Below are 23827 nucleotides of genomic sequence, written 5' to 3'. Positions count from 1 at the left end.
ATCGTCCCGAGCACAGGGGCCGGGGCCCATCGGGAACCGGCATCTTCATCGCGGGGAAGGGAAACAGTCATGAACAAGATGCGTGCCACCGTGTCGGCCTCGGCGGCCGGCGCCGTGCTGGCGGCCGGGACGACCCTCTTCGGGCCCGTCGGCGCGGCCCATGCGTCGCCCTCGGACTGCGAGGGCGGGGCCAATGGCTTCGTCGGCATCCCGGACAGCCTGTCCGGGGAGGTCAGGGCGAGACAACCCCTCAGCGACACGAACAGTCCCACCGCCTACCAGGTCACCGTGGAGGTGGGCACGATCGGCGGGGTCCGGCGCGGCTGGGCCAGGATCGGCAGCGGTGATCCTGTCAACAACCCGGTGAGGAAGCACGCCAAGGTCTGGACGGACTGGAGGGCGCCACAGTCACCGATTCAACCGTGGCTCCAGTGCGGCCCGTTCGAGGTGCGCCACGACGGGTTGACTGCCACCAGCGCCGCGAAGAGGACTGATCCCTCCCCGGATTGGCAGTTCCGCGCCTGCGGCTCCATGGAACTGCCCGGCTCGCCGGTGTACTGCACCGATTGGTGGTAGCCCCGCGGCAAGCGGCGGCATACCGGAGCTCTACCTGCGGGGCCGCCGAGCCGGCGGCCCCGCACCACATCGCTCAGCAGTGAGGTCATCACGGGAGAGGCCGAGACCGGACACCCTGTGTCCGAGGTGGCGCGAGAGCCACAATGGGGCCTACGAGACCGCACCGCGAGGTGGTGCCGACCGGCCCGAGGAGTTCCGCATGAGCTACGACATCGAAGCCGTCCGCGCCCAGTTTCCCGCCTTGAAGGCCGGCTCGGCCCACTTCGACAGCCCGGGTGGCTCACAGACTCCGCAACCCGTCATCGACGCCATCGCCGACGCGCTGGCGAACCCGCTGTCCAACCGCGGCCAGAGCACGCTCGGCGAGCGCAACGCCGAGGCCATCGTCACCGGCGCCCGGCAGGCACTGGCAGACCTGCTGGGCGCAAGTCCGTCCGGCATCGTCTTCGGCCGCAGCGCCACGCAGCTGACGTACGACTTCTCCCGGACCCTCGCCAAGACCTGGTCGCCCGGCGACGAAGTCGTCGTCACCCGCCTCGACCACGACTCCAACATCCGCCCCTGGATACAGGCGGCGGCAACTGCCGGAGCCATCGTGCGATGGGCCGATTTCGACCCGGCCACCGGCGAACTGACCGCCGACGACATACGCGCCGTGCTCTCCGAGCGCACCCGCCTGGTCGCCGTGACCGCCGCATCCAACCTCCTCGGCACCCGCCCCGCCGTCCCGGAGATCGCCCGGCTGGCCCATGAGACCGGAGCACTCCTCTACGTCGACGGCGTGCACTACACCGCCCATGCCCGTGTCGACATCGGACGGCTCGGTGCGGACTTCTTCACCTGCTCCCCCTACAAGTTCCTCGGACCGCATCTCGGCGTCATCGCCGGTCGGCCCGGACTTCTCGAGACTCTGGAGCCGGACAAACTGCTGCCCTCGCCGAATTCCGTGCCCGAGCGCTTCGAGCTCGGCACCCTGCCGTACGAACTCCTCGCGGGCACCCACGCCGCCGTCGACTTCCTGGCCGGCCTGAGCCCGCACCGCGACGGCACCCGCCGGGAGCGGCTGGCCTCCGCATTCACGGCGCTCGAAGACTACGAGGACACCCTGCGGCTGCGTATCGAGGAGGGGCTGAGCCGCTTCGAGGCGATCACCGTGCACTCACGAGCGGCCGAGCGCACCCCGACACTGCTGCTGACCATCCGCGGCCGCAGCACACTCGAGGCCTACCGATACCTGGCCGACCGGGGAATCTACGCGCCGTCAGGCTCCTTCTACGCCCTGGAGGCATCGCGCCGGCTCGGCCTGGGTGACGCGGGAGGACTACGTGTCGGCCTCGCCCCGTACAACAACGCCGAGGACGTGGAGCGGCTCCTGCAGGGCCTCTCGGACTACCTGTACCCGGCATCCGAAGCTCGCTGACCCACGGCCGCCCGGGCCCGTCCCGGTCGTGACCGGCCGAGGCCCACCGATCGTCGGCCCCCGGGCGAGCGAAGAACGGCCTCGGCACCTTCACCCGTGACCAGGTCACCGGAACAGCCGCAGCCACGCTGCACCCGGCTCGTCGCGGCGTCACAGCATGACGTGCTTGACCTGGGTGTAGTCCAGCAGCCCGGCCAGAGACAGATCGCTGCCGTAGCCGGAGTGCTTGACCCCGCCGTGCGGCATCTCCGACACCGTGGTGCCGTGCGTGTTCACCCACACGATCCCGGTCTGCAGGGCCCGGGTCGCGCGCATCGCGCGATCGTGGTCCATGGTCCATACACTGGCCGCGAGGCCGAACCGCACCTCATTGGCAAGCCGCAACGCCTCATCCTCGTCCGAGAACGGCTGCACGGTGACGACCGGGCCGAAGATCTCCTCCTGCACTATCTCGTCGGTCTGGCGGACACCGGCGACCACGGTCGCCTCGTGGAAGTATCCGGGCCGGCGGATCCGGGAACCCCCGGCGACAACCTCGGCATGATCCGGCAGCCTGCTCAGCAGGGCCTCCACAGAGGCCAGTTGCGCAGCGTTGTTGAGCGGGCCGTAGTCGGCCGGCTCGCCGGGCGCCGCGGTGCGCAGCTTCCGCGCGCGGGCGCAGAACGCAGCGAGGAACGCATCGTGAACGCGGTGGCCGACCAGGAATCTTGTGGGGGCCGTGCAGTCCTGGCCGGCGTTGTAGTACGCGACCGCGGCGAGGTCCGCCGCCGCGCACTCGATGTCCACGTCGTCGTGGACGATGACCGGAGCGTTTCCGCCGAGCTCGAGATGGACGCGCTTGAGGTCCGCCGCGGCGGCGGCCGCGATCTCCCGGCCGGCCCGGACGCTGCCGGTGACCGCGATCAGCCGGACGGCCGGATGGGCGGTGAGTTCCCGGCCGGTGTCCCGGTCGCCGCAGACGACGTTGAGCACACCCGGCGGCAGGTGTTCGGCGGCGATGCGGGCCAGCAGGGCTGATGAGGTGGGGGTGGTGTCGGCGGGTTTGAGCACGGTGGTGTTGCCGGCCGCGACCGCCGGGGCGATCTTCCATGCCGCCATCATCAGGGGGTAGTTCCAGGGGGTGATCTGGGCGCAGACACCGACCGGTTCGCGGCGGAGCAGCGAGGTGCGTCCCTCGGTGTACTCGCCGGCGGCGGCGCCGGGCAGGTTCCGGGCGGCGCCGGCGAAGTAGCGCAAGGTATCGGTGATGGCGGGCAGTTCCTCGGACCGGAAGAGGTCCGCGGGCTTGCCGGTGTCGCCGACCTCGGCGGCCACAAGGTCGTCCGCGTGGTCCTCCATGGCGTCGGCGATGCGCAGCAGCGCGCGCTGCCGTTCGGCCGGAGTGGTCGTGGACCAGCGCTCGTACGCGGCTGCGGCCGCCGCACAGGCGGCATCGGTGTCGGCCCGTCCGGAGCGCGGCACGCTGCGGTGCACTGCGCCGGTGGCGGGGTCGGTGAGCTCCATCGACTCGCCGGAGGCGGCGGGGATGTCCGCTCCCGCGATGTGGTTGAGGACCTCGGGATACACAGAGCACTCAGCCACGACGCAGCGCCTCCTTCGCCGCGGCGCGGCCGGTGCGTACGGCGCCCTCCATATAGCCGGCCACCCACTGGTCGGAGCCGCACACATAGAACGGCGGTTCATGGGTGCCGTGCCGGGGGCCGACGGCCATGACGTCGCCGGGGGTCCACTGCGTGACATAGCCCTGGGTCCACGGATCGGTGCCCCACATCCGCAGATACGCGGTGAGTGGCTGGTGGGCCTCATCGCCGTAGAGGCGGGCGACGTCGCGGAGCAGTTCGGGCACGCGCAGCCGGTCGGGCATGCCGAGCAGCACGCCGTAACGCTCGGGCGGGACGAGGGCGGAGAGGATGCCCTCGTTCTGCGGCCAGGTGCTGCCGAGGACCCCTTCGCATTCGGAGAGGCCGCTCAGATCGTGGGCGCGCCAGAAGGGCTTGTCATAGGCCGCGACGAACTTGGCGGCGACCGCCTGGCGCTGCCGGTGCAGCGAGGCGAGCCGTTCGTCGGAAATTCCGGTGACGGTGACCGAGCGGAGCGGACCGACGGGCAGCGCGCTGACGACGGCGCCGGCGGTGAGCGTTTCGCCTCCGGTCAGGCGTACGGTGCAGCCGCCCGGCCGTACGGCGATCGCGTCGACCGGTGCCCCGAGCCGTATCCGGTCACCGAGCCCGTCCGCCATGCGCAGTGCCACGGTCGCCGACCCCTCCGCGACCCGCAGTCCCTCCCAGTCCTCGTAGTCGTAGTGACCGCCATGTTCGGTACCGGGGACGGCGGCATGCTTGCGCAGGGCGGCGAGCAGTGAGGTGCGTTCGTACGAGCCACTGGCCAGGGCGAGTTGGCCGATCTCCCAGAGGCGTACGACGGCGGGGGTCGCGCCCTCGGAGCGCAGCCAGTCTCCGACCGGTATCCCGTCGAGGGCGGCGGCGTCGGGGTGGGACCACGGATCGTCCGGATCGACGGTGCGGGCCAGAGCGGTGAACGAGTCGGTGACTCGCCGGTGACAGGCGTCGTCGCCGGGGCCGAACCAGTGCGGCGGGTCTCCGGCGGAGATTCCTTCCGGCGTGGCGCGGGCGATGACCCCGGGCTCGGCGACATAGCTGGGGATCGGCGTGAGGCCGAGTTCGGCGGCGAGGGTGAGATACGAGGTGTGGGCGCGGCCCACGACTTCGCCGCCGAGCTGGACGAGCCGGCCGTCGGGCAGCGTGGTCTGTTCGACGCGGCCGCCGACCCGTTCGCGGGCCTCGAGGACGAGGACGTGGGCACCGGCTGCGGCCAGGTCACGTGCTGCGGCGAGACCGGCGAGTCCGGCGCCGAGCACGATGACATCGTGGTTCATGGGGCGTTCCTTCGCTGGATCGGCTGCGGGGCGGGCTGTCAGTCGAGGACCAGGCAGTGTTCGGGTTTCCAGCCGATCTCGACGCTCTCGCCACCGCTCCAGCGGTCCTCCATCCGGGAGCGGTCGGTGTTCTGCTCCAGGACCGAAAGGGTGATGCCGGGGGCGAGTTCGATGAGGTAGGTGGTGGTCGGGCCGGAGTAGACGGTCTCGCGGATGACGCCGTTCACCAGGGCCATGCCCGGTTCGAAGTCGGAGAGCCAGATCTTCTCGGGCCGGATGGAGAGGCTGACCCTGCTGCCTTCGGTGACGCCGGTGCGGGTGCCCACGGGCAGTGTGGGGCCCTGGTCGACGACGACCTCGCCGGAGCGGTAGATGCCGGGCACGAGGTTGGAGGTGCCCATGAAGGAGGCGACGAAGCTGCTCGCCGGGCGTTCGTAGACATCCTCGGGGGTTCCGCACTGCTCGACGCGGCCCTCGTTCATCACCGCCACCCGGTCGGACATGGTCAGCGCCTCGTCCTGGTCGTGGGTGACGAAGACGAAGGTGATGCCGACCTCCCGCTGGATCTGCTTGAGTTCGACCTGCATCCGGCGGCGGAGTTTGAGGTCGAGTGCGGCCAGCGGTTCGTCGAGGAGCAGGACCTCGGGGCGGTTGACGAGTGCGCGGGCCAGGGCGACGCGCTGACGCTGGCCGCCGGAGAGAGTACCGGGCTTGCGGTGGGCCAGGCCGCCGAGCTGCACCCGGTCGAGCATGGCGGCGACCCGTTCGCGTATCTCGGCCCGGCCGACCCCCTTGCGCTTGAGGCCGAAGGCCACGTTGTCGGCGACCGACAGATGGTCGAAGAGCGCATAGCTCTGGAAGACAGTGTTGACGTTGCGCTTGTCGGGCGGCAGGGCGGTCACGTCCTCGCCGCCGAGCAGGATGGCGCCGTCGGTCGGGTCGGTGAAGCCGCCGATCATGCGCAGCGATGTGGTCTTGCCGCAGCCCGAGGGGCCCAGGAGCGAGAAGAACTCTCCGCGGGCGATGTCCAGCGAGAGGTCGTGGACGGCGTACGAGTCGCCGTAGCTCTTGCTGATGCCGTCGAGGCGGACGGCGGGCGAGGTGTCGAGCCGGACGGCGGGTGAGGTTTCCGCGGGTGTCGTGGGTATCACGGGTGTCACTTCCCGGAGAGCAGATCGAGGCCACCGCGGCGACCGAACAGGCGCGGTATGGCGAGGGCGAGGGCGATGAGGCCGATGGATCCGGCGAGCATCAGGGTGCCGACCGCGTTGATGGTGGGCTGTACGCCGAAGCGGATCGCCGAGTAGATGCGTACGGAGAGCGGCTGCGGGTCGACGCCGGTGGTGAAGTAGGCGAGCACGAAGTCGTCGAAGACAAGGGCGAAGACGAGCACCGCGGACGCGAGGATGCTGGGGAGCAGGGCGGGCAGGGTGACGAGGCGCAGCGCCTGCCAGCGGGTGGCCCCGAGGTCCATCGCCGCCTCTTCCACCTCCGGGTTCAGGGCGGCGATCCGGGAGCGCAGGATCACCGTCACATAGGAGATGGAGAAGGTGATCTCCGCGAGCATCACGGTGCCGGTGGAGAGCGTGACGCCGAAGCCCTTGAAGAGCAGCATCGCGGCGACACCGGTGACGATCTCCGGGGTGATCAGCGGGACGAGCATGACCAGGCCGGCGAGTGAGCCGAGCCGGCTGCGGCAGCGGACCAGGCCCAGCGCCAGGGCGACTCCGAGGATCAGGGAGCCTGCCATGGCCACCAGGGACACCCGAAGGCTCATACCGAGCGACTCGAGCAGTACGTCGTCCTTGAAGAAGGCCGAGTACCAGCGGAGGCTGAAGTCCTTGAAGACGGTGAGGGACTTCTGGGAGTTGAAGGAGAAGAGGACGACAACGCCGATGGGGAGGTAGAGGAGCGCGAAGAAGGCGGCGGTGACGGCGATGGCGAAGCGGGGCCTGCGGTCGGTGCCGCGGCGGTGCCGCTTGACGGCCGGGCGGCGAGCCGGTCGACGGCTTGGCCGCGGGCCCGGGCGGCGGTTCGCCTTGACGGCCGGGTGGCGTTGCGGCTTGAGGGCGGGACGGAGTGTCATCGGGTCGCCTCCGCCTCGTCCTTGCGGGTGCGCCGCAGATAGCCGAGCATTCCGATGAACAGCACCGCCATCATCAGCATGGTGAGTGCCGAGCCGAGCGGCCAGTTCTGGCCCTGGAAGAATTTGTCCTGGATCAGGTTGCCGATCATGATCTGGTCGGGGCCTCCCATGAGCTGGGCGCTGACGAAGTCGCCCATGGCGGGCAGCAGGACGAGGACGCAGCCGGCCATCGCTCCCTGCCGGGTGGCGGGCAGGGTGACGAAGAAGAACGTCCGCAAAGGGCCCCCGTAGAGGTCGCGTCCCGCCTCGATCAGCGAGACGTCCATACGTTCCAGGGCTGCGTACAGCGGGATGATCATGAACACGATGAACCCGTAGACGAGACCGGCGATGACTCCCATGCCGGTCTGAAGGATCTTCGTGTCCGAGTCGGCGAGACCGACGGCGCGCAGGACCTTGAGCAGGGGCCCGTCGTCGGAGAGGACGACGGACCAGCCGTACATCCGCACCAGGTAGTTGGCGAAGAACGGCACGACGATCGCGGCGATCAGGAGGTTCTTGAAGCGCCCGCCGTGCAGGGCGATGGCGTACGCGACCGGGTAGGCCACCACCAGGCAGATGAGACAGGTGAGGAGTGCGTAGCCGAGGGAGCGGAGCAGCACGGCGCGGTAGGCCGGATCGGTCATCGCCGCGATGTTCTCGAAGTTGAGTCCGAAGCGCGGGTTGCCGAGCGGGTCGGTGGTGCCGAAGGCGAGAGTGGCCACCAGCAGGAGCGAGGCGATGAGGAAACCGGTCATCCAGAGGGTGCCGGGGATCATCAGCCAGGTCCACAGCCGTGTGCCGGAGGCGGACGGTCCGCTGCGCGGACGGGGCTCCTCGGGGCGTTTGCGTAGTGCCATGTCAGCCGGCCTTCACATGGGTCCAGGCGGTATCTCGGGCCTGTTCGCCCCTCGAGGTGCCGTTGCGGAAGAAGAAGTCGTCCTTGAGGTCTCCGGCGGTGACGAGACATTCGGGGAAGGGCTCCACGATCGCGGCGTAGGTGTCCTCGCTGCCGCCGACCGGCATGGGATAGCCGATGTACTCGATGTTCTTCTTCACGTTCTCCGGGCGGAGCATGTAGTCGATGAAGAGCATCGCCGTGCCGGGATGCCGGGCGTTGGAGGGGATGGCGTAGCAGTCGGAGTTGACCGGGGCGCCTTCCCGGGCGACCTCGAAGCCGAGGATCGAGGGGTCCTTGGCCTGGCCGAGCATGGCGGCCATGTCCCCGCTCCAGGCCTGGGTCATGGCCGCGTTGCCATTGAGCAGGTTGTTGTAGCTGTCGCTGGAGAAACCGCGCAGATGCGGGCGGAGCGACTGCAGAGTGCCGGTGATACGGCCGAGGTCGCCCTCATCGGCGGTCGTGAGGTCGAGGCCGAGTTTGAGCGCGCCTATGCCGAGCACCTCGTCGCGGTCGTCCAGTACGAAGACCTTGCCCTTGGCCCGGGCGTTCCACAGGTCGTCCCAGGAGCCGGTCAGGTTGTCGCCGATCTGATCCTTCCGCCAGCCGATCCCGGTCTTGTACATGGTGAACGGGACGGTGTGCGCGGAGGCCTTGTCGTACCAGGGGTCGGCGAAGTAGTCGTAATGGCCGAACACCGCGTCCGCGTTCTTCAGCCGGGAGTGGTCGATCCGGCGCAGCCGGTGGCCGGAGACCAGCCGCTCGGCCCATTTCGCCGTGGGAAAGATGAGGTCGTAGCGGTTTCCGGCATTGAGCTTGGCTGCCATGCCCTCCATCGAGTCGAAGTTCGACTGGATGACCTTGACGCCGTATTCCTTCTCGAATCCTTTGAAGACGGCGGGGTCGACGAAATCGGCCCAGTTGAAATAGATCAGATCGCCGTCGACCCGGACGTCTATGGGGGCTTCCGGATCACCGTGGGCGGCGGGATCTTCGGGGAGGAATCCGCAGCCGGCAACCGTGAGCCCGAGAGCGGCGGCGGATCCGGTACGGAGAAAGGAGCGGCGGGACAGCAGGGGTGCCTCGGGGGACATCGGTGGTCCTCTCCGTAGGGTCCATTGGGGACGAGCACTGCTTCAGGGCGCGGTCACAGGTACACGGATGCCCTGACTCCGTGCTCGACCAGGGAGCCGCACGGCGGTGCGGGGCACACCGCCGGGACGGCTGTAACAGATCACCTCACCGGGAGCGGCTTACAGCTCCGTGCCCCTCGAGGTCGGCGCGGACGCGGCCGGCGAACCAGCCGACCGCCGACTCGCGCCGGGACAGAGGCCCCGGCTCGAAGCCGGGTGTGGTCAGTCCTTTCTGCACACGGGCCACCAGCTCGGCGTCCTCGTCGTTGGTGATCCAGCCGATGTGGATGTTGAGCCGCCGGGCGAGCCGGGTGCGCAGACCGGTCCCGCGGCGGGTGTAGAACGCGCCGGGTACGGCCACGCGGTCCACCGCCGTCGGGATTGCGGTCCAGGCAAGCACATGGTCGGGGTAGAAGTCGATGAGTGTGTTCGGATAGATAACCGCGTACCGCCAGACCCGCCGGTCGGCCTCGGTGAGGCCGGGCATCGGGGCGGCGACCTGCTGGTAGAGGCGTTCCGCCCAGTTCGAGGACGGCTTGTCCCGCAGTGGTGAGGCGAAGAGCGCGTACGACTCCTCGATCTCGCAGGTGTAGCCCTGGTAGTCGAGCAGCCGCATCAGCCCGGGGTGGGCCACCGGGACGTGGTAGCCCTCCAGGTAGTTGTCGACCGCCACCTTCCAGTTGGCTTCCTGGATCTCGGCGCCGGCGAGGTCGTGGATCCGGCTGCGTCCGATGGGCACCAGATCGGTTCCCGCGTAGTGGCCGACCGCCTCGGCGAGTCCGGCACACTGCTCCGCCAGCGGTACGGCGTCGGGATCGAGGTTGGCAAAGACGAAGCCGAGGAACGACTCGACGCGGACCGGGAACAGCCCGAGCCTGGGCTTGTCCAGGCAGGGGATCTGCCGCGCCTCGGGGGCGCCGACCAGGCGGCCGTCGAGTTTGTACGTCCAGCCGTGGTACGGGCAGCGGATCGCCTTGCCGGCCGGTTCGGGGGTGGTGACCAGGCGTGTTCCGCGGTGCCTGCAGACGTTCAGGTGGGCCGCCAGGCTGCCGTCCTCGGTCCGGACCACCAGTACCTCACGGTCGGCGACCGTGGCGGCGAGCCGGGCGCCGGGTCCGGGCAGATCGGATTCGTGGCACACGAGCTGCCAGGACCTGGCGAAGATGTGCCGGGTCTCGGCGGCGGCCGTGCGCGGGTCGGTGTAGTAGCGGGCGGGCAGGGCCTGCCCGGGATTCTGCTGGTCCTGAAGTGCGGCGGAGGCTTCGGGTGCTTCCGCGATCTCGGGCGCTGCTGAGGCCGTGGAGGCTTCAGGCGCTGTGAGGGCTTCAGGCGCCGCAGGAACTGCTGAGGCCATGGGTACTGCAGAGGCTTCGGGCTGCATCGGCTGACTCCTCCATGCCGCATATGCGGCGATCGGTGTTGAGGCGGCCCAGGGCTGTCCGCGGGCCGTGGTGAGACACCGGGAAAGCCGCGCTGACTAATTGGTCAGTCAGATTGCTGCCGCGTTTCCTCAGTGTCAAGACTTGTGGACTGACTAACTGATTAGTTAGCGTAGTCCACATAGCTGCTCCCCGCGTTTGTCGTTTTCCGTCGGACCGGACGCCGGCAGCTTCCCGGGCGCCACGCCCGGTCCGTACAGCCGAATCCCCCGTCGCACGGCACCCCGGTCCACGGCAGTGAGCCATAGACAGCGCACCTCGCACCCCTGGCTCCCGCCCGCCCCGTCGGCCGTGACGGCTCTCCCATTCCTCCCGGAGGCAGGCATGAGCGGTCGTCGGAGTCTCGTCTGGCTCGGGCTCACCCCCGAACCGGAGCGGGAGCTGCCCCCCACCGTCGCCGCCCTGCGCACCCGTGCGTGGGGTGCGGCCGCGACGCCATCAGAACTGGCGGCCGCCGAGCGCCGCCGCGTGGAGACCCTGATCCTGCACGGCAGCCAGCGCGGCTGGCTGCGCTATCTCGCGGAAGTCACCGATCTGGTGACCGCCGTCGCCGACGGCTCCCGCCCGGGCGACCGCCGGGCCGCCCTGCTCGCGGGAGAGGTGGTGCTCGACCACCACCGCATGCTCATCGGCCTTCCGGGACCCGGGTACGGCCGGACCGCGGCGGACCGCACAGCCCTCGAAAGCGCGGTGCGCACCCTGCGTACCCATGTAGCGGAAGGAGGCCGGGGATGACCGGGATCAGGTCCCAGGTACCGGCCCGGACGGGCTCCCTGCTCGGAGCGGCACCGACCGTGGCGGAGAGCGCCGAGGCGTACGCCTCGGAGGGCGGCTACCGGGACGCGGTGAGCCCGGATGTGCTGATGGCCCATATCGAGGCGGCCGGGCTGCGCGGCCGCGGCGGCGCCGGATTCCCGGTCGCCGTGAAGCTGCGGACCGTCCGTGCCGCCGGCGGTGCTCCGGTGGTGGTGGCGAACGGGGAAGAGGGCGAGCCGGGCTCGGTCAAGGACCGCTGGCTGCTGCGGGCCCGGCCCCATCTCGTCCTGGACGGCCTCGTCGCCGCCGCCGCGATCACCGGAGCCGTACGGGGCTACGTCTACCTCTCCGACCCCTACGCCGGCGCACGCGTTCGCCAGGCTCTCGCGGAGCGGCCGCCGCGGCTGCCGGTCGAGGTGATCGAGACCGGACACACCTACGTCGCCGGCGAGGAGACCGCGGCCGTACGGAGGATCAACGGCGGACCGGCCCTGCCCACCGCCAAGCCGCCCCGGCCGTTCGAGCGAGGAGTCGGGGACGAGCCGACACTCGTCTCCAATGTCGAGACGCTGGCCCGTATCGCCCTCATCGCCGCCCGGCCGGAGCTGCGCCGCCGGATCTCCCGTACCACGCTGCTGACCCTGTCCGGCCGCAACGGCACTGCGCTGCTCACCGAAGTCCCTTACGGCTCCACGCTGGCGACGCTGGCCGCGGCCCAGGGCACTCCCGACGCCACCGGGGCGCTCATGGGCGGGCTCTTCGGCGGGCTGATCGGCGCCGGATCGCTCGGCCTCCCGCTCGATCCCGGCGCACTCACCGCCGCCGGCACGGCGCTGGGCTGCGGAGCCATCCGCTTCCTCGCCCCGGGCGAGTGCCCGGTGGCGGTCGCCGCCGACGCCCTGGACCATCTCGCGGCCGAGAGCGCACGGCAGTGCGGCGTCTGTATGTCGGGCACGGCCGCGATAAGCGACACCCTGCACCGGATGACCGCCGGCACAGCCGGGCCCGACTGCGTCGAACGGCTGCTCCGGTGGTCGTCCGGCCTGCCCGGGCGCGGCGCGTGCGGCCTGCTCGACGCCGCCGCGGGCACCGCCGGAAGCCTCCTGCTCGCCTTCCCCGAATCCGTTCGGGCCCACCTCGGCACCCCCTGTCCGGCCTGCGACGCAAACCCTCCCAGCGGCGGCCACAGGTTCTCCGTGCCCGTACCGGAGGTCATGGACGCGCCCGCGTCCGATGCCCCACTGCCCGGCTCCTCCCCCGTGCCCGCGCTGAAAGGAACACCGTGAAACTCCTTCTGGACTCCACACGCTGCCAGGGCTACGGCCTCTGCCAGGAGCACTCCCCCGGCCTCGTCGAGCTCGACGAATGGGGCTACGCGAGCGTCGTCGCCGTACCGGTGCCGGACGGCGGCGAGGACGCGGCCCGCGCCTGCGCCGAATCCTGCCCCAACTCCGCCCTGCGGCTGGAGAAGTGACATGGGACGTGATCTGACCGCACTCTTCGACCCCAAGTCCGTCGCCGTGGTCGGCGCCAGCAACGACCCGGCGAAGTACGGACACGCGGTGGCCTCACAGGCGCTGCGCGACCCCGGCCGGCGGCCCGTGCACCTGGTGAACCGGCGCGGCGGTACGGTCCTCGGCCGCGCCGCGGCCACCAGCCTCGCGGAGATCGGCGAGCCCGTCGACCTGGTGGTGATCTCCGTACCGGGCCCCGGTTTTGAGGCCGCCGTCGACGACGCCCTGGCCTGCGGAGCACGGGCGATCGTCGGCATCACCGCCGGCTTCGCCGAAACCGGCCCGGCCGGACTGGCCCGCCAGCGGGCGATCGCCGACCGCGTACGCGCCGCCGGAGCCGTCCTCGTCGGCCCCAACTGCCTCGGGATCGCGGACAACACCACCCAGCTGTACCTCGCCTCGGACACCTTCGCGCCCGGCGATATCGCCCTGCTGAGCCAGAGCGGCAACCTCGCCCTCGAGCTCCAGCTCCGCTGCGCGCCGCACGGCCTCGGCTTCTCCCGCTTCGTCTCCCTCGGCAACCAGGCCGATGTCACCCTCGTCGACCTCGTCGAGGACTGTGCGCGGCACGAGCCCACCCGGGCCATCGCCGTGTACGCCGAGGACTTCGGCGACGGCCGCGCCTTCGCCCGGGCCGCCGCCGCGGCAGGAAAGCCGGTCGTACTGCTCACCGCCGGCCGCGGCACCGCCTCGGCCCGCAGCGCCCAGTCGCACACCGGCGCCCTCACCACGTCGTCCGACGTCGTGGCCGCCGCCTGCCGTGACGCCGGAGTGCAACTCGTCTCCACGCCACGCGAGATGACCGTCGTCCTCGCCGCGCTCAAATCCGGCCCCCGTACGAGCGGACGGCGTACCGCGGTCTTCACGGACGGTGGAGGTCATGGCGCCATCGCCGCCGACGCCACCGAGGACGCCGGTCTTGAGGTGCCCGAACTCCGGGCAGCGGCCCAGGAAAAGCTGAGAACCGTGCTGTGGGAGCAGTCCGCGGTCGGCAACCCCGTCGACCTGGCCGGGATGGGCGAGCAGAATCCCGGGTCCTACGCCGACACGGTCGGCGAACTGCTCGCCACCGACGAGGTCGACGCCGTCCTGATGACGGGCTACTTCGGCGGCTACGCCGCTTCCGAAAACGGCCTCGGCGGCGGCGGATCCGCGCTCGCCGAGGGCGAGTTGCGGGCGGCCCGGGCGATCGTCACACACCGGAGGGCAACACCCAAGCCGCTTGTCGTGCAGTCGATGTATCCGCGGTCGACGAGCTGCCAGGTGCTGGCCGACGCCGGGATACCGGTGTTCTCCTGCACCGAGGACGCCGCCCGCGCTCTTGCGGCGATGACGCTCCGCGAGGCGGCCGGTCCGCCCGGTGTCGCCCCGCTGCCACCGGCGGCGGCCCCGCTTGCGGATACCGGGTACCACGGTGTCCGGAAACTCCTCAGCGCGGCGGGGGTGCCGTTCCCGCCGGCGCGCGAGATCACCGATGAGGCCGGACTGCTCGCCGCGGCCGAGGAGTTCGACGGTCCGTACGTGCTCAAAGCCCTGCACGTACTGCACAAGTCCGACGCGGGCGGCGTGGCCCTGCGACTGGCCGACCGGGATGCGCTCCTCGCCGCCTACCGGGACATGCACGCCAGGCTCGGCGCTCCCTCCTACTCGGTCGAGGCGATGGCCGACCTCACGGACGGCATCGAGCTGATCGTGGGGGTGAACCGGGATCCGCAGTTCGGTCCGGTCGCCATGGTCGGGCTCGGCGGCGTCCTCACCGAGGCGCTGCACGATGTCGCCTTCTCGCTCGCCCCCGTCCCGGCCCGGCGCGCCGAGACCCTGCTGCGAGGTTTGCGTACCGCCGCGCTGCTGTCAGGCGTCCGCGGCCGCCCGGCCGTCGACGTGGCCGCCGCGGCCGCCGTCATCGAACGCATCACCGCCGTCGCCGCCGCGCACCCGGAGATCGCCGAACTCGAGGTCAACCCGCTGCTGGTCCGCCCGGAAGGCGTACTGGCCCTCGATGCCCGGGCCGTACTCGCCTGACGCCCCACTTCCCCTCATCACCGTTTTCGGAGGACATCATGGACTTCCGCTACACACCCGAGCAGGCCGACCTCAAGGCGCGGGCCGCCGCGTATGCGCGGCTGCTGATGCAGTACGAGGACCAGTCCGAGGAGGCCGGCGGTCCGCTGCCCGCCGACACGGTCCGCGAGCTGACCCGTGCCGCGATCGACGCCGGCGTGTACGCGATCAACATGCCGGCGAAATGGGGCGGTCCCGGCCTCTCCTTGCTGGACCAGGTCATCGTCGAGGAGGAATTCGGCAAGGTCACCAACTGCCTCTGGGACATTCCCTGGCGCCCCGCCAACGTGCTGGCGTACGGCACCGAGGAGCAGCGGGAGAAGTATCTGCTTCCCGTCATCCGGGGCGAGCGGTTCGACGCGTTCGCGGTGACCGAACCGGGAGCGGGCTCCGACCCCGGCTCGGGCACCAGCACCGCCGACCGCACCATCGGCGGCTGGCGGCTGAACGGCGAGAAATGGTTCGTGACCTGCGGTGACATCGCCGACTTCCTGCTGGTGCAGGCCGATGCGGGCAAGGAGCGCGCGGCAACTCTGTTCTTCGTGGACAAGCATGCGCCCGGCGTCGAGATGACGCGCGTGCCGCGGTTCATGCACTCCGCGGTGAACGGGCACCCCGAGTTCACCTTCACCGATGTCTTCGTCCCCGACGAGGACGTGCTCGGCGGCGTCGGCAACGGCTACGAACTGACCAAGGAGTGGTTCACCGACGAGCGGCTGATGATCGCCGCGCGGACCACGGGCGCGGCCGAGCGGGCACTGGAGCTGGCCCGCGACTGGGCCGTCGAGCGCCGCCAGTTCGGCTCACCCATCGCCGACTTCCAGCTCATCCAGGGCATGCTCGCCGACTGCGCCGTCGACATCGCCGTCAACCGCGCCTACACCCACCAGGTCGCCTGGGAAGCCGACCAGCCGCACACCGACCGCAAGACCCTCCACGCCAAGGCATCGACGGCGAAACTCGCCGCGAGCGAGGCAGCGGGACGGGTCATCGACCGGTGCGTCCAGATCTTCGGCGGACGCGGCTACGACCGCTCCTACCCCGTCGAGCGCCTCTACCGCGAACTGCGCGTCGACCGCATCTGGGAAGGCACCTCCGAGATCCAGCGCCTCATCATCGCCAACGAGCTCATCAAACGCGGCACCAGGGCACTCGCGCTACCTGCCTCCTGACGCCCCACGCCGCACGCCGGCACACGTTCATACCCGACAACTCCGAGGAATGACATGGACTTCCGTCTCACCGCCCGTCAGGAGGAGCTCAAGAGCTCCGCGCGCGGGCTCACCGACTTCATCATGAAGTACGAGCTGGACTGCGAGGAGAACAACGGCCTGCCCCCGCAGGCCCATGCCGAGATCCGCGACGCCGTGCTCGGCAGCGGGCTGCAGGCCGTGAACATGCCGGCGGAGTGGGGCGGTGCCGGCCTCACGATCCTGGAGCAGGCCACCGTCCAGGAGGAGCTCGGCCGGCTCACCGGTGCCCTGTGGGACATGGTGTGGCGCCCGGCGAACGCCCTGCGCTTCTGCACGCCCGAGCAGCGCGAGCGGTACCTCGTCCCCGTCATCCAGGGACGGCGCCGGGACTGCTACGCGGTGACCGAGCCCGAGGCCGGATCTGATCCGCAGAATCTGAAGACCACGGCGACCCGGACCGGCAGCGGCTGGGTGCTGAACGGCGAGAAGTGGTTCGTCACCGTCGGAGACCACGCGGATTTCATGATCGTGCTGGCCGCTGCCGGTGAGGACCGGGCTCCGACCCTGTTCCTCGTCGACAAGGAAACGCCCGGCATCCAGATGACCCGAGTGCCGCGCTTCATGCACACCTTCGTCTACGAGCACCCAGAGTTCACCTTCACGAATGTTCACGTCCCCGAGGACGCGGTCCTCGGCGGCATCGGGAACGGGTACGACATCACGCGGTCCTGGTTCACCGAGGAGCGGCTGATGATCGCGGCGCGGACGACGGGCGCGGCCGAGCGGGCGCTGGAGCTGGCCCGCGACTGGGCCGTCGAGCGCCGCCAGTTCGGCTCACCCATCGCCGACTTCCAGCTCATCCAGGGCATGCTCGCCGACTGCGCCGTCGACATCGCCGTCAACCGCGCCTACACCCATCAGGTCGCCTGGGAGGTGGACGAAGGGCGGGCCGACCGCAAGACCCTGCACGCCAAGGCGGCGATCGCCAAGCTCTCGGCGAGCGAGGCGGCCGGACGGGTCATCGACCGGTGCGTCCAGATCTTCGGCGGACGCGGCTACGACCGCTCCTACCCCGTCGAGCGCCTCTACCGCGAACTGCGCGTCGACCGCATCTGGGAAGGCACCTCCGAAATCCAGCGCCTCATCATCGCGGGTGAACTGGTCAAGCGGGGCACGGGCGTTCTGCAGATGCCCTCCGCCGGCTGAAGGCAGGCGGGCCGGCCGGGCCCGGTCCTCGCGACCGGGCCCGGGCGGCCAGGTCGCCCGCAGCTCGTGACCCGTAGGTCGTGACCCGTAAGACGGTCACAGATACCCGAGGAGAAGGAATGACCGGTATCGAACGGATCGGGATCGTGGGCTGCGGCCTCATGGGTTCCGGTATCGCCGAGGTGTGCGCACGGGCGGGACGAGACGTGATCGTGGTCGAGACGAGCCGTGCGGCAGCGGACGCCGGGCAGAGACGTATCACCGGCTCGTTCGACCGGGCCACAGCCGCCGGGAAGCTGTCCGCCGAGGACCGGGATGCCGCGCTGGCCCGGATCGCGACCACCGCGGACATGGACCTGATGGCCGACCGGGATCTGGTTGTGGAGGCCGTCGCCGAGGACGAAGCGGCGAAGGTGGAGGTCTTCGCCCGGCTCGACGCGATCGTGAAACGCCAGGACGCGATTCTGGCGTCCAACACCTCCTCCATCCCGGTGATCCGGCTGGCCGCGGCCACGGCGCGGCCGGAACACGTGGTGGGCCTGCACTTCTTCAACCCCGTCCCGGTGCTGCCCCTGGTCGAGCTGGTGCCGTCGCTGCTGACCGGCGAGAGCACCGCACAGCGCGCGGAGGCGTTCGCCTCCGATGTGCTGGGCAAGCAGGTCGTCCGCGCCCGGGACCGTGCCGGGTTCATCGTCAACGCCCTGCTCGTTCCCTACCTGCTGGCCGCGGTACGGATGGTCGAATCCGGTACGGCGTCGGTCGAGGACATCGACCGGGGCATGACCCTGGGCTGCGCCCATCCGCTCGGTCCGCTGGCTCTGACCGATCTCATCGGGCTGGACACCACGCAGGCCATAGCGGAGTCGATGTACGAGGAGTTCCGCGAGCCGCTGTACGCACCGCCGCCGCTGCTCGCCCGGATGGTCGACGCGGGTCTGCTCGGCCGTAAGTCGGGCCGGGGCTTCCACACGTACCGATGAGTCCGCGCAGCGCGGCCCCCGTCTCGCGGCGGCTGCGTGCCGGGGCCCGGGGTCGGCAGCCGGTGGGGATACGGGAAGATGGAAAGGCGCGGGGCGGGCAGGGTGCCCCGCCGACCATACGGGCGGCTATACGGAACGGGAGCAGCAACGTGGCCAAGACCGAACGCACGCTCGAAACGCGTGAGCGGATTCTCTCCGCCGCGTGCGAGGTGATTGCCGAGGTCGGCTTCGAGAAGATCCGTATGCGCATGGTCGCCGAGCACGCAGGAGTGTCGACGGCCCTGCTGCACTACCACTTCGAGACCCGCGAGAAGCTCTTCGCGGAGGCGATGACGCACTCCTTCGCCCAGACAGGCACCGAACTCGAACGCGACGCCGACTCAGTCCCGGCCTCGGTCACCCTGGCACGCATCATTCACAGCATGCTGCCCACGGACCCGGAACTCCGTCAGGACTGGAAGCTCTGGCAGGAGCTCTGGGTACGGGCACTGCGCGACACATCCGCCCACCATCTCACTGTCGACCTGTACGACCAGCTCCACACCTGGGTCGCCGAGGCACTGCGGCGGGGAATGGCCACCGGGGAATTCGCCGACTGCGACATCGACGCGACCAGCACGCTGACTCTCGCTCTGTGCGACGGTTTCGGTATCCGGCTGATGCTGGACGACCCGCGGGTCACTCTCGACGCCGCGCAGGCGGCAATCTGGCAGACCATCGCCGGAACTCTCGGCACTCCGTCCACGTTCCCGGACATCTGAGAACGGGCGGTACCGCCGGCTGCCGCCGCGGCCGGGGAATGTCCTGCCCTCGCGCCGCCGGCCACACCGGAAGAGGACGAGCGGGGCACGCCCGGGTGGGGCAAGGGGCCGCCCACCGGCCGGTCTCAGGGGCACACTGAAGGCGTTGCCGTCCCGGAACGCCGGGGAGCGAGCGAGGAGCGAGCACCGTGCCTGTGCCGATCATCATCGACTGCGACCCCGGGCACGACGACGCCGTCGCCATCATGCTCGCGGCCGGAGACCCCGCGGTCGACCTGCTGGCGATCACCACGGTCGCCGGTAATCAGACGGTCGAGAAGACCACCTTGAACGCGCGCCGGGTCTGCACCGTCGCCGGGATCACCGATGTTCCCATCGCGGCCGGATGCGCACAGCCGCTCGTCCAGCCGCTGCTCGTGGCGGACGACGTCCATGGGGCCTCGGGCCTCGACGGGCCGCAGTTCGCGGAACCCACCGTGGACGTGGTCCCGGAGCATGCGGTGGACCTTATCCACCGGATCCTGACCGAACATCCGGAACCCGTCACCCTCGTCCCGACGGCGCCGCTGACCAATATCGCCCTGCTGCTGACCCGGTACCCGGACAGTGCCGCGCACATCCGCGAGATCGTGCTCATGGGCGGCTCCACCGAACGCGGCAACAGGACCCCGGCGGCCGAGTTCAATATCCACGTCGATCCCGAAGCCGCGGACATCGTCTTCCGCAGCGGCGTGCCGATCACGATGTGCGGGCTCAACGTCACCCACCAGGCGCTCGCCACGCCCGACGTGCTGGCCCGCCTCGAAGGGCTCGGCACCGAACTCGGGCGCACGTGCGCCCAGTTGTTGACCTTCTTCGCATCCAGATACCGGCGGCTGTGGGGCTTCGAGGCCCCACCGCTGCACGACCCCGTCGCGGTGGCCCGGGTCATCGACCCGGCGATCGTGCACTGCGTCGAGGCGAGTGTGCAGGTCGAACTCCGCGGCCAGTACACGCGCGGGGCGACCGTGGTGGACCTGCACCAGTACCTGGACCGACCGGTGAACGCGCGAGTGGCGATGACCCTGGAACACGAACTGTTCTGGGACCGGGTGATCGCCGCCGTTCGGACGCTGGGGAACCGGCACGCTCAAGGCACCGGCCCCACGCGCGGGTAGCAGGTGACCCAGCGGTGGCGTACGTCCCAGGTACCTCCATCGGCGGTCGCGCCACGCAGCCCGTGCAGGGTGTCCGGTCCGGCAAGGGCCGGAAGGCGGGAGTCCTGAAGGGAGGCGAAGACAACGGTGCGCGCCGGGTCCCAGTCGGTGCTGTGGCGCAGGCGGCGGCTCAGCTGGACGAAGCCGAGCGGAGCCGCCGCCACGACCCACGCGTCCGGCAGCCCGGCGGTCAGCCGCCTGGCCGGGCGCAGCCATGAAGCGGCCGTCTCGGGCCAGTCCACCGCCGCGAGGACCTTTCCGCCGCCCGCCTGCCATGTGATGGTGAAGGCTTCGGCAGCGATGCGGGAGGCGGCATCGCGGCTGTGGCCGACGCCGACGCTCTCGATCCGCGGCTTCTGCTGCGTCAACAGGCCCATGAGAGCCGTGAGTTCGGCACCGGTGTGTGGGGCGGGCCGCGGCAGGTCGCCGTACGCGGCCAGGTTCTCGGCGCTGATCAAGGGTGAGCGGGTCTTCTCACGCTCCGTGCGGATGCTCATGACGTCACGGTTGCTCCCGATTCGCTTTCCAGTCCGCGTACTGGTGGGGCAGGCACGCGGCGCATGGACGGTATCCGGCAGCGACGGCGGTGTTCTCGTCGGCGAAGAAGACGCGGTGCGGGGTGTAGCCGCCGCGGGCTATGGCCCGCAGCGCGGAGGGGCAGTCCAGCCGCCCGTACAGCCGACTTTGCCGGTGCCAGCCCAGCGTGCCGGGTGTGGCGCTACGGCGGGCGTGGCCATCGGCACCGAGCAGGGTGTACCTGCGCATCACGCCGCGTCGTGGAAGACCAGCCCGAGCGCGTGGCGGCGGCCGGAGCGAACGGTGCTCACGCCGTGCCGCACGGACCCTGCGGACCAGCCGCGCTTCGAGCGGACCGGCCGGTCGCGCGTGGTGAAGATCAGTCCGTGGCCCTGCTGGAGGACGGTTGTCGTGCCTCGGGACTGGGCGCGGGGCCGCTGTTCCACGAGCAGGAATTCGCCGCCGGTGTAGTCGCTGCCCTGCTCGTCGAGGCCGATGACGACCTGGAGGGGGAAGAGCATGTCGCCGAACACATCGCGGTGCAGTGCGTTCCAGTCGCCTTCCCCGTAGCGAAGGATGATCTGCGCGGAGCGGTCCTGTCCGGCCTTGTGGCACATCATCAGCCACTCCTCCAGGGTGTCCGGCCACGGCGCCGGGCGGCCGAGCCGTTCGGCCCAGTCACGGGCGATGGTCAGCAGGTGCGGGTAGAACGCGGCGCGCAGTTCGGCGACCGGCTCGGGCAGCTCGTGCGTGAAGTAGCGGTACTGGCCGGAGCCGAAGCGGTGACGGGCCATGTCGACGGTGGTGCGGAACAGGTTCTCCCGCTCGTACAGTCCGGCGATCCCGGCGCACTCGGCGGGGGTCAGCAGCCGCGGGGTGAGCGCACAGCCGTAGGTGTCCAGCTCGTCGGTCAGGGCCGTCCAGTCGGCGGCGTCCACCTGCTGGTGAGCCCGTGCGGTGGCGATTTCGGTGATCATGCGATGTCTCCGGGAAGGGTGCGGTGCGGGCCTCGATGTGGTTCGAGGCCCGCGGTCAGGCGGCCTGCAGTGCGCCTTCGTGAGTGAGGAGCTGCTGCTTGCGCTCGAGGCCGCCGGCGTAGCCGGTCAGGGAGCCGTCGGCGCCGATCACGCGGTGGCAGGGACGTACGACCAGCAGCGGGTTGGCGCCGATCGCGGTGCCGACGGCGCGGATCGCGGACCGTGGCGCACCGATCTGCGTGGCGATATCTCCGTAGCTGAGGGTCTTGCCGTACGGAATGGTCTCCAGCGCGTTCCAGACCCGACGCCGGAAGTCCGAGCCGGCAGCGACGAATTCGATGTCGAAGTGGGTGCGTTTGCCGTCGAAGTACGACTTCAGCTGGGCGGCGATCTCGGTGAAGGCCGCCTCGTCCTCGCTCCAGCCGTCCTGAACTGCTGCGCCGCCCTTCCGGCCGGGGAGGGAGAGCGAGGCGAGTGCTGTGCCGCCGTTGGCGGTGGCGGACTTCTCGCCCACCAGCAGCAGCTCACCGAGCGGGCTGTCGATCGTCGTGCGGAGGGTCATCGGACTGGTCCTTTCCGGGCGGTTCAGCGGTGTGACGCCATCAACTCTGCGGCGTGTAGACGACTATGGCTGGCGGAATTCGGACGTCGCGTTTCTCGCTTCGGCCGACGATGGCCGCCGGTGGCCGGCCTTCGTGATGGCGACCGCGAACCCACCGACGACGGTGCCCGCCCGCCGGAGACTCCCCCCGCTGCTGCCCTCCCACCCTCAGCGGGGTCCCGTGCTGTCGAGGGGACAGCCGGTGAGCAGCGTGCTCGGACCGGCAGCGGCCGGGCGGGCCACCGTATGGCTGGGCGCCGGCTGCCTGCCCTGTCCGATCCAGACCTCCAAGGAGGTGAACGCCGAGCGGTGGCAGGGCGTCAACGGCCGCAGGTGGTCCGGAAAAGCGTCGTACAGCGAGTCGACGTGCGTGCCGCCTTCGACGCGGTAGTAGCGGAACAACCCGCCGCGGCCCGCATCGCGCACCATGCGGGCGTACACATCCGAGTCCCGGCCGATGGGCAGCAGCACATCGAGCGTGCCGTGCAGGGTGATCAGCGGCTTCCCGATCCGGCCGGTCAGCCCGATCGTCGCAACAGCACGGCGCACCTCCAAAGGACGGGAGTCGTACGTGTAGTCCGCGTCGCACGCGGGCGCTCCGGGCGCGCAGTACGGAGTCCCCGCCTCGATCGGCCCGTCGTAGCCAGGGTCCAGCTCCTCCCGGTAGATCCGCTGGGTCAGATCCCAGTAGTACTGGTGGTGGAAGGGCCAGAGAAACTCCGAGCCTTCCGGATATCCGGCGGCGAGCATCGCCCGGTGTGCCGCGCCGGCGCCGGAGCCACCGGCTGCGTACACCGGGTAGTGGCGCAGTGCGGGTGGCAGGAAGGTCAGCAGGTTCGGTCCGCTCGCCCGCCAGAGCGTCCCCTCCCAGTCGACGCCGCCGTCGTACAGCTCGGGGTGGTTCTCCAGCTGCCAGCGCACCAGATAGCCGCCGTTGGACATGCCGGTGGCGAGTGTGCGGGACGGCGGGCGGTGGTAGCGCTGGGCGACGACCGCTCGCGCGGCCCGGGTCAACTGCGTGACGCGGTCGTTCCATTCGACGATCGCCTCGCCGGGCGCGGCGCCGTCGCGGTAGAAGGCAGCGCCGGTGTTGCCCTTGTCGGTGGCAGCGAAGGCGTAGCCGCGGGACAGGACCCAGTCGCCGATGGCCCGGTCGTTCGCGTACTGCTCGCGCACGCCCGGGGAGCCCGCGACGACCAGCCCCCCGTTCCAGCGGTCCGGCAGCCGGATGACGAACTGCGAGTCATGACTCCAGTCGTGGTTGGAATTGGTGGCGGAGGTGTCGGGGAAGTAGCCGTCGATCTGGACGCCGGGCACACCGCTGGGCGTGGCAAGGCCCGCGGGTGTCAGCCCGGCCCAGTCGGCCGGGTCGGTGTGACCGGACGCGACCGTCCCCGCCGTGGTCAACTCCTTGAGACAGGCTCGCTCTTGACGCTCGGCGCCCGGCACCTGCAGGCGGGTGATCCGGCCGCAGTGGCCGGCCGCCTGCGCCTCGGGCGGTTGTTGTGCGACGGCCGGGACAGCGGTGAGCGCGAGCAGCAGCGCGGCCGTGTACGGAAGAGCGAGGGGCACGAGGAGT

Annotated in this window: 23 protein-coding genes; 11 read left to right on the top strand and 12 right to left on the bottom strand. The window is 70.4% G+C overall.

The window, feature by feature from the left end; translation table 11 throughout:
* The first annotated feature begins 69 nt into the window (after nucleotides 1-69).
* Nucleotides 70-576: a hypothetical protein gene (locus OG966_RS36725; protein WP_326654406.1), complete on the top strand. Its 507-nt coding sequence runs from the start codon at nucleotides 70-72 to the stop codon at nucleotides 574-576.
* A gap of 199 nt (nucleotides 577-775) precedes the next feature.
* Nucleotides 776-1996: a cysteine desulfurase-like protein gene (locus OG966_RS36720; protein ID WP_326654405.1), complete on the top strand. Its 1221-nt coding sequence runs from the start codon at nucleotides 776-778 to the stop codon at nucleotides 1994-1996.
* Between the two features lie 150 nt (nucleotides 1997-2146).
* Here the strand turns inward: OG966_RS36720 and OG966_RS36715 are convergent, their stop codons facing one another.
* From OG966_RS36715 to OG966_RS36685, 7 genes are all read right to left on the bottom strand, one after another.
* Entirely contained in the window at nucleotides 2147-3577 is a 1431-nt protein-coding gene (locus OG966_RS36715) for an aminobutyraldehyde dehydrogenase (RefSeq protein WP_326654404.1), read from the bottom strand.
* Nucleotides 3570-4892: a flavin monoamine oxidase family protein gene (locus OG966_RS36710; RefSeq protein WP_326654403.1), complete on the bottom strand. Its 1323-nt coding sequence runs from the start codon at nucleotides 4890-4892 to the stop codon at nucleotides 3570-3572. The genes OG966_RS36715 and OG966_RS36710 overlap by 8 nt, the downstream gene beginning before the upstream one ends.
* A 38-nt stretch (nucleotides 4893-4930) precedes the next feature.
* Nucleotides 4931-6040 (bottom strand): ABC transporter ATP-binding protein, encoded by a 1110-nt coding sequence (locus OG966_RS36705; protein WP_406733654.1) that lies wholly within the window; start codon nucleotides 6038-6040, stop codon nucleotides 4931-4933.
* Between the two features lie 8 nt (nucleotides 6041-6048).
* Entirely contained in the window at nucleotides 6049-6978 is a 930-nt protein-coding gene (locus tag OG966_RS36700) for an ABC transporter permease (RefSeq protein WP_326654402.1), read from the bottom strand.
* Entirely contained in the window at nucleotides 6975-7877 is a 903-nt protein-coding gene (locus tag OG966_RS36695; RefSeq protein ID WP_326654401.1) for an ABC transporter permease, read from the bottom strand. The genes OG966_RS36700 and OG966_RS36695 overlap by 4 nt, the downstream gene beginning before the upstream one ends.
* Before the next feature lies 1 nt (nucleotide 7878).
* Nucleotides 7879-9009: an extracellular solute-binding protein gene (locus OG966_RS36690; protein ID WP_326654400.1), complete on the bottom strand. Its 1131-nt coding sequence runs from the start codon at nucleotides 9007-9009 to the stop codon at nucleotides 7879-7881.
* A 145-nt stretch (nucleotides 9010-9154) separates the two neighbouring features.
* Nucleotides 9155-10402 carry an aromatic ring-hydroxylating oxygenase subunit alpha gene (locus tag OG966_RS36685; protein ID WP_326654399.1) on the bottom strand — a complete coding sequence of 416 codons (1248 nt, stop codon included), beginning with the start codon at nucleotides 10400-10402 and terminating at the stop codon, nucleotides 9155-9157.
* 409 nt (nucleotides 10403-10811) lie between these two features.
* On the opposite strand from OG966_RS36685, the gene OG966_RS36680 reads away from it, so the two are divergent.
* The 9 genes from OG966_RS36680 to OG966_RS36640 all read left to right on the top strand — a co-directional run bounded on the left by OG966_RS36680 (nucleotide 10812) and on the right by OG966_RS36640 (nucleotide 20115).
* The gene (locus OG966_RS36680; RefSeq protein WP_326654398.1) at nucleotides 10812-11222 is read left to right on the top strand and encodes a hypothetical protein; all 411 of its coding nucleotides are present in this window, start codon (nucleotides 10812-10814) and stop codon (nucleotides 11220-11222) included.
* Complete coding sequence (locus OG966_RS36675; RefSeq protein ID WP_326654397.1) at nucleotides 11219-12529, top strand: NADH-ubiquinone oxidoreductase-F iron-sulfur binding region domain-containing protein; 1311 nt, start codon at nucleotides 11219-11221, stop codon at nucleotides 12527-12529. The genes OG966_RS36680 and OG966_RS36675 overlap by 4 nt, the downstream gene beginning before the upstream one ends.
* Nucleotides 12526-12717 carry a ferredoxin gene (locus OG966_RS36670; RefSeq protein ID WP_326654396.1) on the top strand — a complete coding sequence of 64 codons (192 nt, stop codon included), beginning with the start codon at nucleotides 12526-12528 and terminating at the stop codon, nucleotides 12715-12717. Before OG966_RS36675 ends, OG966_RS36670 begins: the two co-directional genes overlap by 4 nt.
* Before the next feature lies 1 nt (nucleotide 12718).
* Nucleotides 12719-14779: an acetate--CoA ligase family protein gene (locus tag OG966_RS36665; protein ID WP_326654395.1), complete on the top strand. Its 2061-nt coding sequence runs from the start codon at nucleotides 12719-12721 to the stop codon at nucleotides 14777-14779.
* A 38-nt stretch (nucleotides 14780-14817) separates the two neighbouring features.
* The gene (locus tag OG966_RS36660; protein ID WP_326654394.1) at nucleotides 14818-15990 is read left to right on the top strand and encodes an acyl-CoA dehydrogenase family protein; all 1173 of its coding nucleotides are present in this window, start codon (nucleotides 14818-14820) and stop codon (nucleotides 15988-15990) included.
* Between the two features lie 54 nt (nucleotides 15991-16044).
* The gene (locus OG966_RS36655) at nucleotides 16045-17217 is read left to right on the top strand and encodes an acyl-CoA dehydrogenase family protein (protein ID WP_326654392.1); all 1173 of its coding nucleotides are present in this window, start codon (nucleotides 16045-16047) and stop codon (nucleotides 17215-17217) included.
* 119 nt (nucleotides 17218-17336) lie between these two features.
* Nucleotides 17337-18197 carry a 3-hydroxybutyryl-CoA dehydrogenase gene (locus OG966_RS36650; RefSeq protein ID WP_326654391.1) on the top strand — a complete coding sequence of 287 codons (861 nt, stop codon included), beginning with the start codon at nucleotides 17337-17339 and terminating at the stop codon, nucleotides 18195-18197.
* Nucleotides 18198-18346: 149 nt separating this feature from the next.
* Nucleotides 18347-18958 carry a TetR/AcrR family transcriptional regulator gene (locus tag OG966_RS36645; RefSeq protein WP_326654390.1) on the top strand — a complete coding sequence of 204 codons (612 nt, stop codon included), beginning with the start codon at nucleotides 18347-18349 and terminating at the stop codon, nucleotides 18956-18958.
* Between the two features lie 188 nt (nucleotides 18959-19146).
* Nucleotides 19147-20115: a nucleoside hydrolase gene (locus OG966_RS36640; protein ID WP_326654389.1), complete on the top strand. Its 969-nt coding sequence runs from the start codon at nucleotides 19147-19149 to the stop codon at nucleotides 20113-20115.
* Here the strand turns inward: OG966_RS36640 and OG966_RS36635 are convergent.
* From OG966_RS36635 to OG966_RS36615, 5 genes are all read right to left on the bottom strand, one after another.
* Nucleotides 20088-20651, bottom strand: coding sequence for an ABC transporter substrate-binding protein (locus OG966_RS36635; RefSeq protein ID WP_326654388.1), 564 nt, complete (start codon nucleotides 20649-20651; stop codon nucleotides 20088-20090). The two genes, OG966_RS36640 and OG966_RS36635, sit on opposite strands and share 28 nt — an antisense overlap.
* A gap of 4 nt (nucleotides 20652-20655) precedes the next feature.
* Entirely contained in the window at nucleotides 20656-20919 is a 264-nt protein-coding gene (locus tag OG966_RS36630) for an Ada metal-binding domain-containing protein (RefSeq protein ID WP_326654387.1), read from the bottom strand.
* Nucleotides 20919-21647 carry a 2OG-Fe(II) oxygenase gene (locus OG966_RS36625; RefSeq protein WP_326654385.1) on the bottom strand — a complete coding sequence of 243 codons (729 nt, stop codon included), beginning with the start codon at nucleotides 21645-21647 and terminating at the stop codon, nucleotides 20919-20921. The genes OG966_RS36630 and OG966_RS36625 overlap by 1 nt, the downstream gene beginning before the upstream one ends.
* A gap of 55 nt (nucleotides 21648-21702) precedes the next feature.
* Nucleotides 21703-22209, bottom strand: a complete 507-nt coding sequence (locus OG966_RS36620; RefSeq protein WP_326654384.1) for a methylated-DNA--[protein]-cysteine S-methyltransferase — start codon at nucleotides 22207-22209, stop codon at nucleotides 21703-21705.
* Nucleotides 22210-22416: 207 nt separating this feature from the next.
* The gene (locus OG966_RS36615; protein ID WP_326654383.1) at nucleotides 22417-23820 is read right to left on the bottom strand and encodes a tannase/feruloyl esterase family alpha/beta hydrolase; all 1404 of its coding nucleotides are present in this window, start codon (nucleotides 23818-23820) and stop codon (nucleotides 22417-22419) included.
* Between the last annotated feature and the right edge of the window lie 7 nt (nucleotides 23821-23827).

The organism is Streptomyces sp. NBC_01750, from assembly GCF_035918095.1.
Taxonomy (GTDB): domain Bacteria; phylum Actinomycetota; class Actinomycetes; order Streptomycetales; family Streptomycetaceae; genus Streptomyces.
The sequence above is the reverse complement of the archived record's forward strand: the minus strand, read 5'-3'. Positions and strand labels throughout refer to the sequence as shown.

Bases quoted from the DNA above. Each gene is read 5' to 3' on its own strand.
- OG966_RS36725 (WP_326654406.1), top strand. From the start codon at position 70: ATGAACAAGATGCGTGCCACCGTGTCGGCCTCGGCGGCCGGCGCCGTG.
- OG966_RS36720 (WP_326654405.1), top strand. From the start codon at position 776: ATGAGCTACGACATCGAAGCCGTCCGCGCCCAGTTTCCCGCCTTGAAG.
- OG966_RS36710 (WP_326654403.1), bottom strand. From the start codon at position 4,892: ATGAACCACGATGTCATCGTGCTCGGCGCCGGACTCGCCGGTCTCGCC.
- OG966_RS36700 (WP_326654402.1), bottom strand. From the start codon at position 6,978: ATGACACTCCGTCCCGCCCTCAAGCCGCAACGCCACCCGGCCGTCAAG.
- OG966_RS36695 (WP_326654401.1), bottom strand. From the start codon at position 7,877: ATGGCACTACGCAAACGCCCCGAGGAGCCCCGTCCGCGCAGCGGACCG.
- OG966_RS36690 (WP_326654400.1), bottom strand. From the start codon at position 9,009: ATGTCCCCCGAGGCACCCCTGCTGTCCCGCCGCTCCTTTCTCCGTACC.
- OG966_RS36685 (WP_326654399.1), bottom strand. From the start codon at position 10,402: ATGGCCTCAGCAGTTCCTGCGGCGCCTGAAGCCCTCACAGCGCCTGAA.
- OG966_RS36680 (WP_326654398.1), top strand. From the start codon at position 10,812: ATGAGCGGTCGTCGGAGTCTCGTCTGGCTCGGGCTCACCCCCGAACCG.
- OG966_RS36675 (WP_326654397.1), top strand. From the start codon at position 11,219: ATGACCGGGATCAGGTCCCAGGTACCGGCCCGGACGGGCTCCCTGCTC.
- OG966_RS36665 (WP_326654395.1), top strand. From the start codon at position 12,719: ATGGGACGTGATCTGACCGCACTCTTCGACCCCAAGTCCGTCGCCGTG.
- OG966_RS36660 (WP_326654394.1), top strand. From the start codon at position 14,818: ATGGACTTCCGCTACACACCCGAGCAGGCCGACCTCAAGGCGCGGGCC.
- OG966_RS36655 (WP_326654392.1), top strand. From the start codon at position 16,045: ATGGACTTCCGTCTCACCGCCCGTCAGGAGGAGCTCAAGAGCTCCGCG.
- OG966_RS36650 (WP_326654391.1), top strand. From the start codon at position 17,337: ATGACCGGTATCGAACGGATCGGGATCGTGGGCTGCGGCCTCATGGGT.
- OG966_RS36635 (WP_326654388.1), bottom strand. From the start codon at position 20,651: ATGAGCATCCGCACGGAGCGTGAGAAGACCCGCTCACCCTTGATCAGC.
- OG966_RS36630 (WP_326654387.1), bottom strand. From the start codon at position 20,919: ATGCGCAGGTACACCCTGCTCGGTGCCGATGGCCACGCCCGCCGTAGC.
- OG966_RS36625 (WP_326654385.1), bottom strand. From the start codon at position 21,647: ATGATCACCGAAATCGCCACCGCACGGGCTCACCAGCAGGTGGACGCC.
- OG966_RS36620 (WP_326654384.1), bottom strand. From the start codon at position 22,209: ATGACCCTCCGCACGACGATCGACAGCCCGCTCGGTGAGCTGCTGCTG.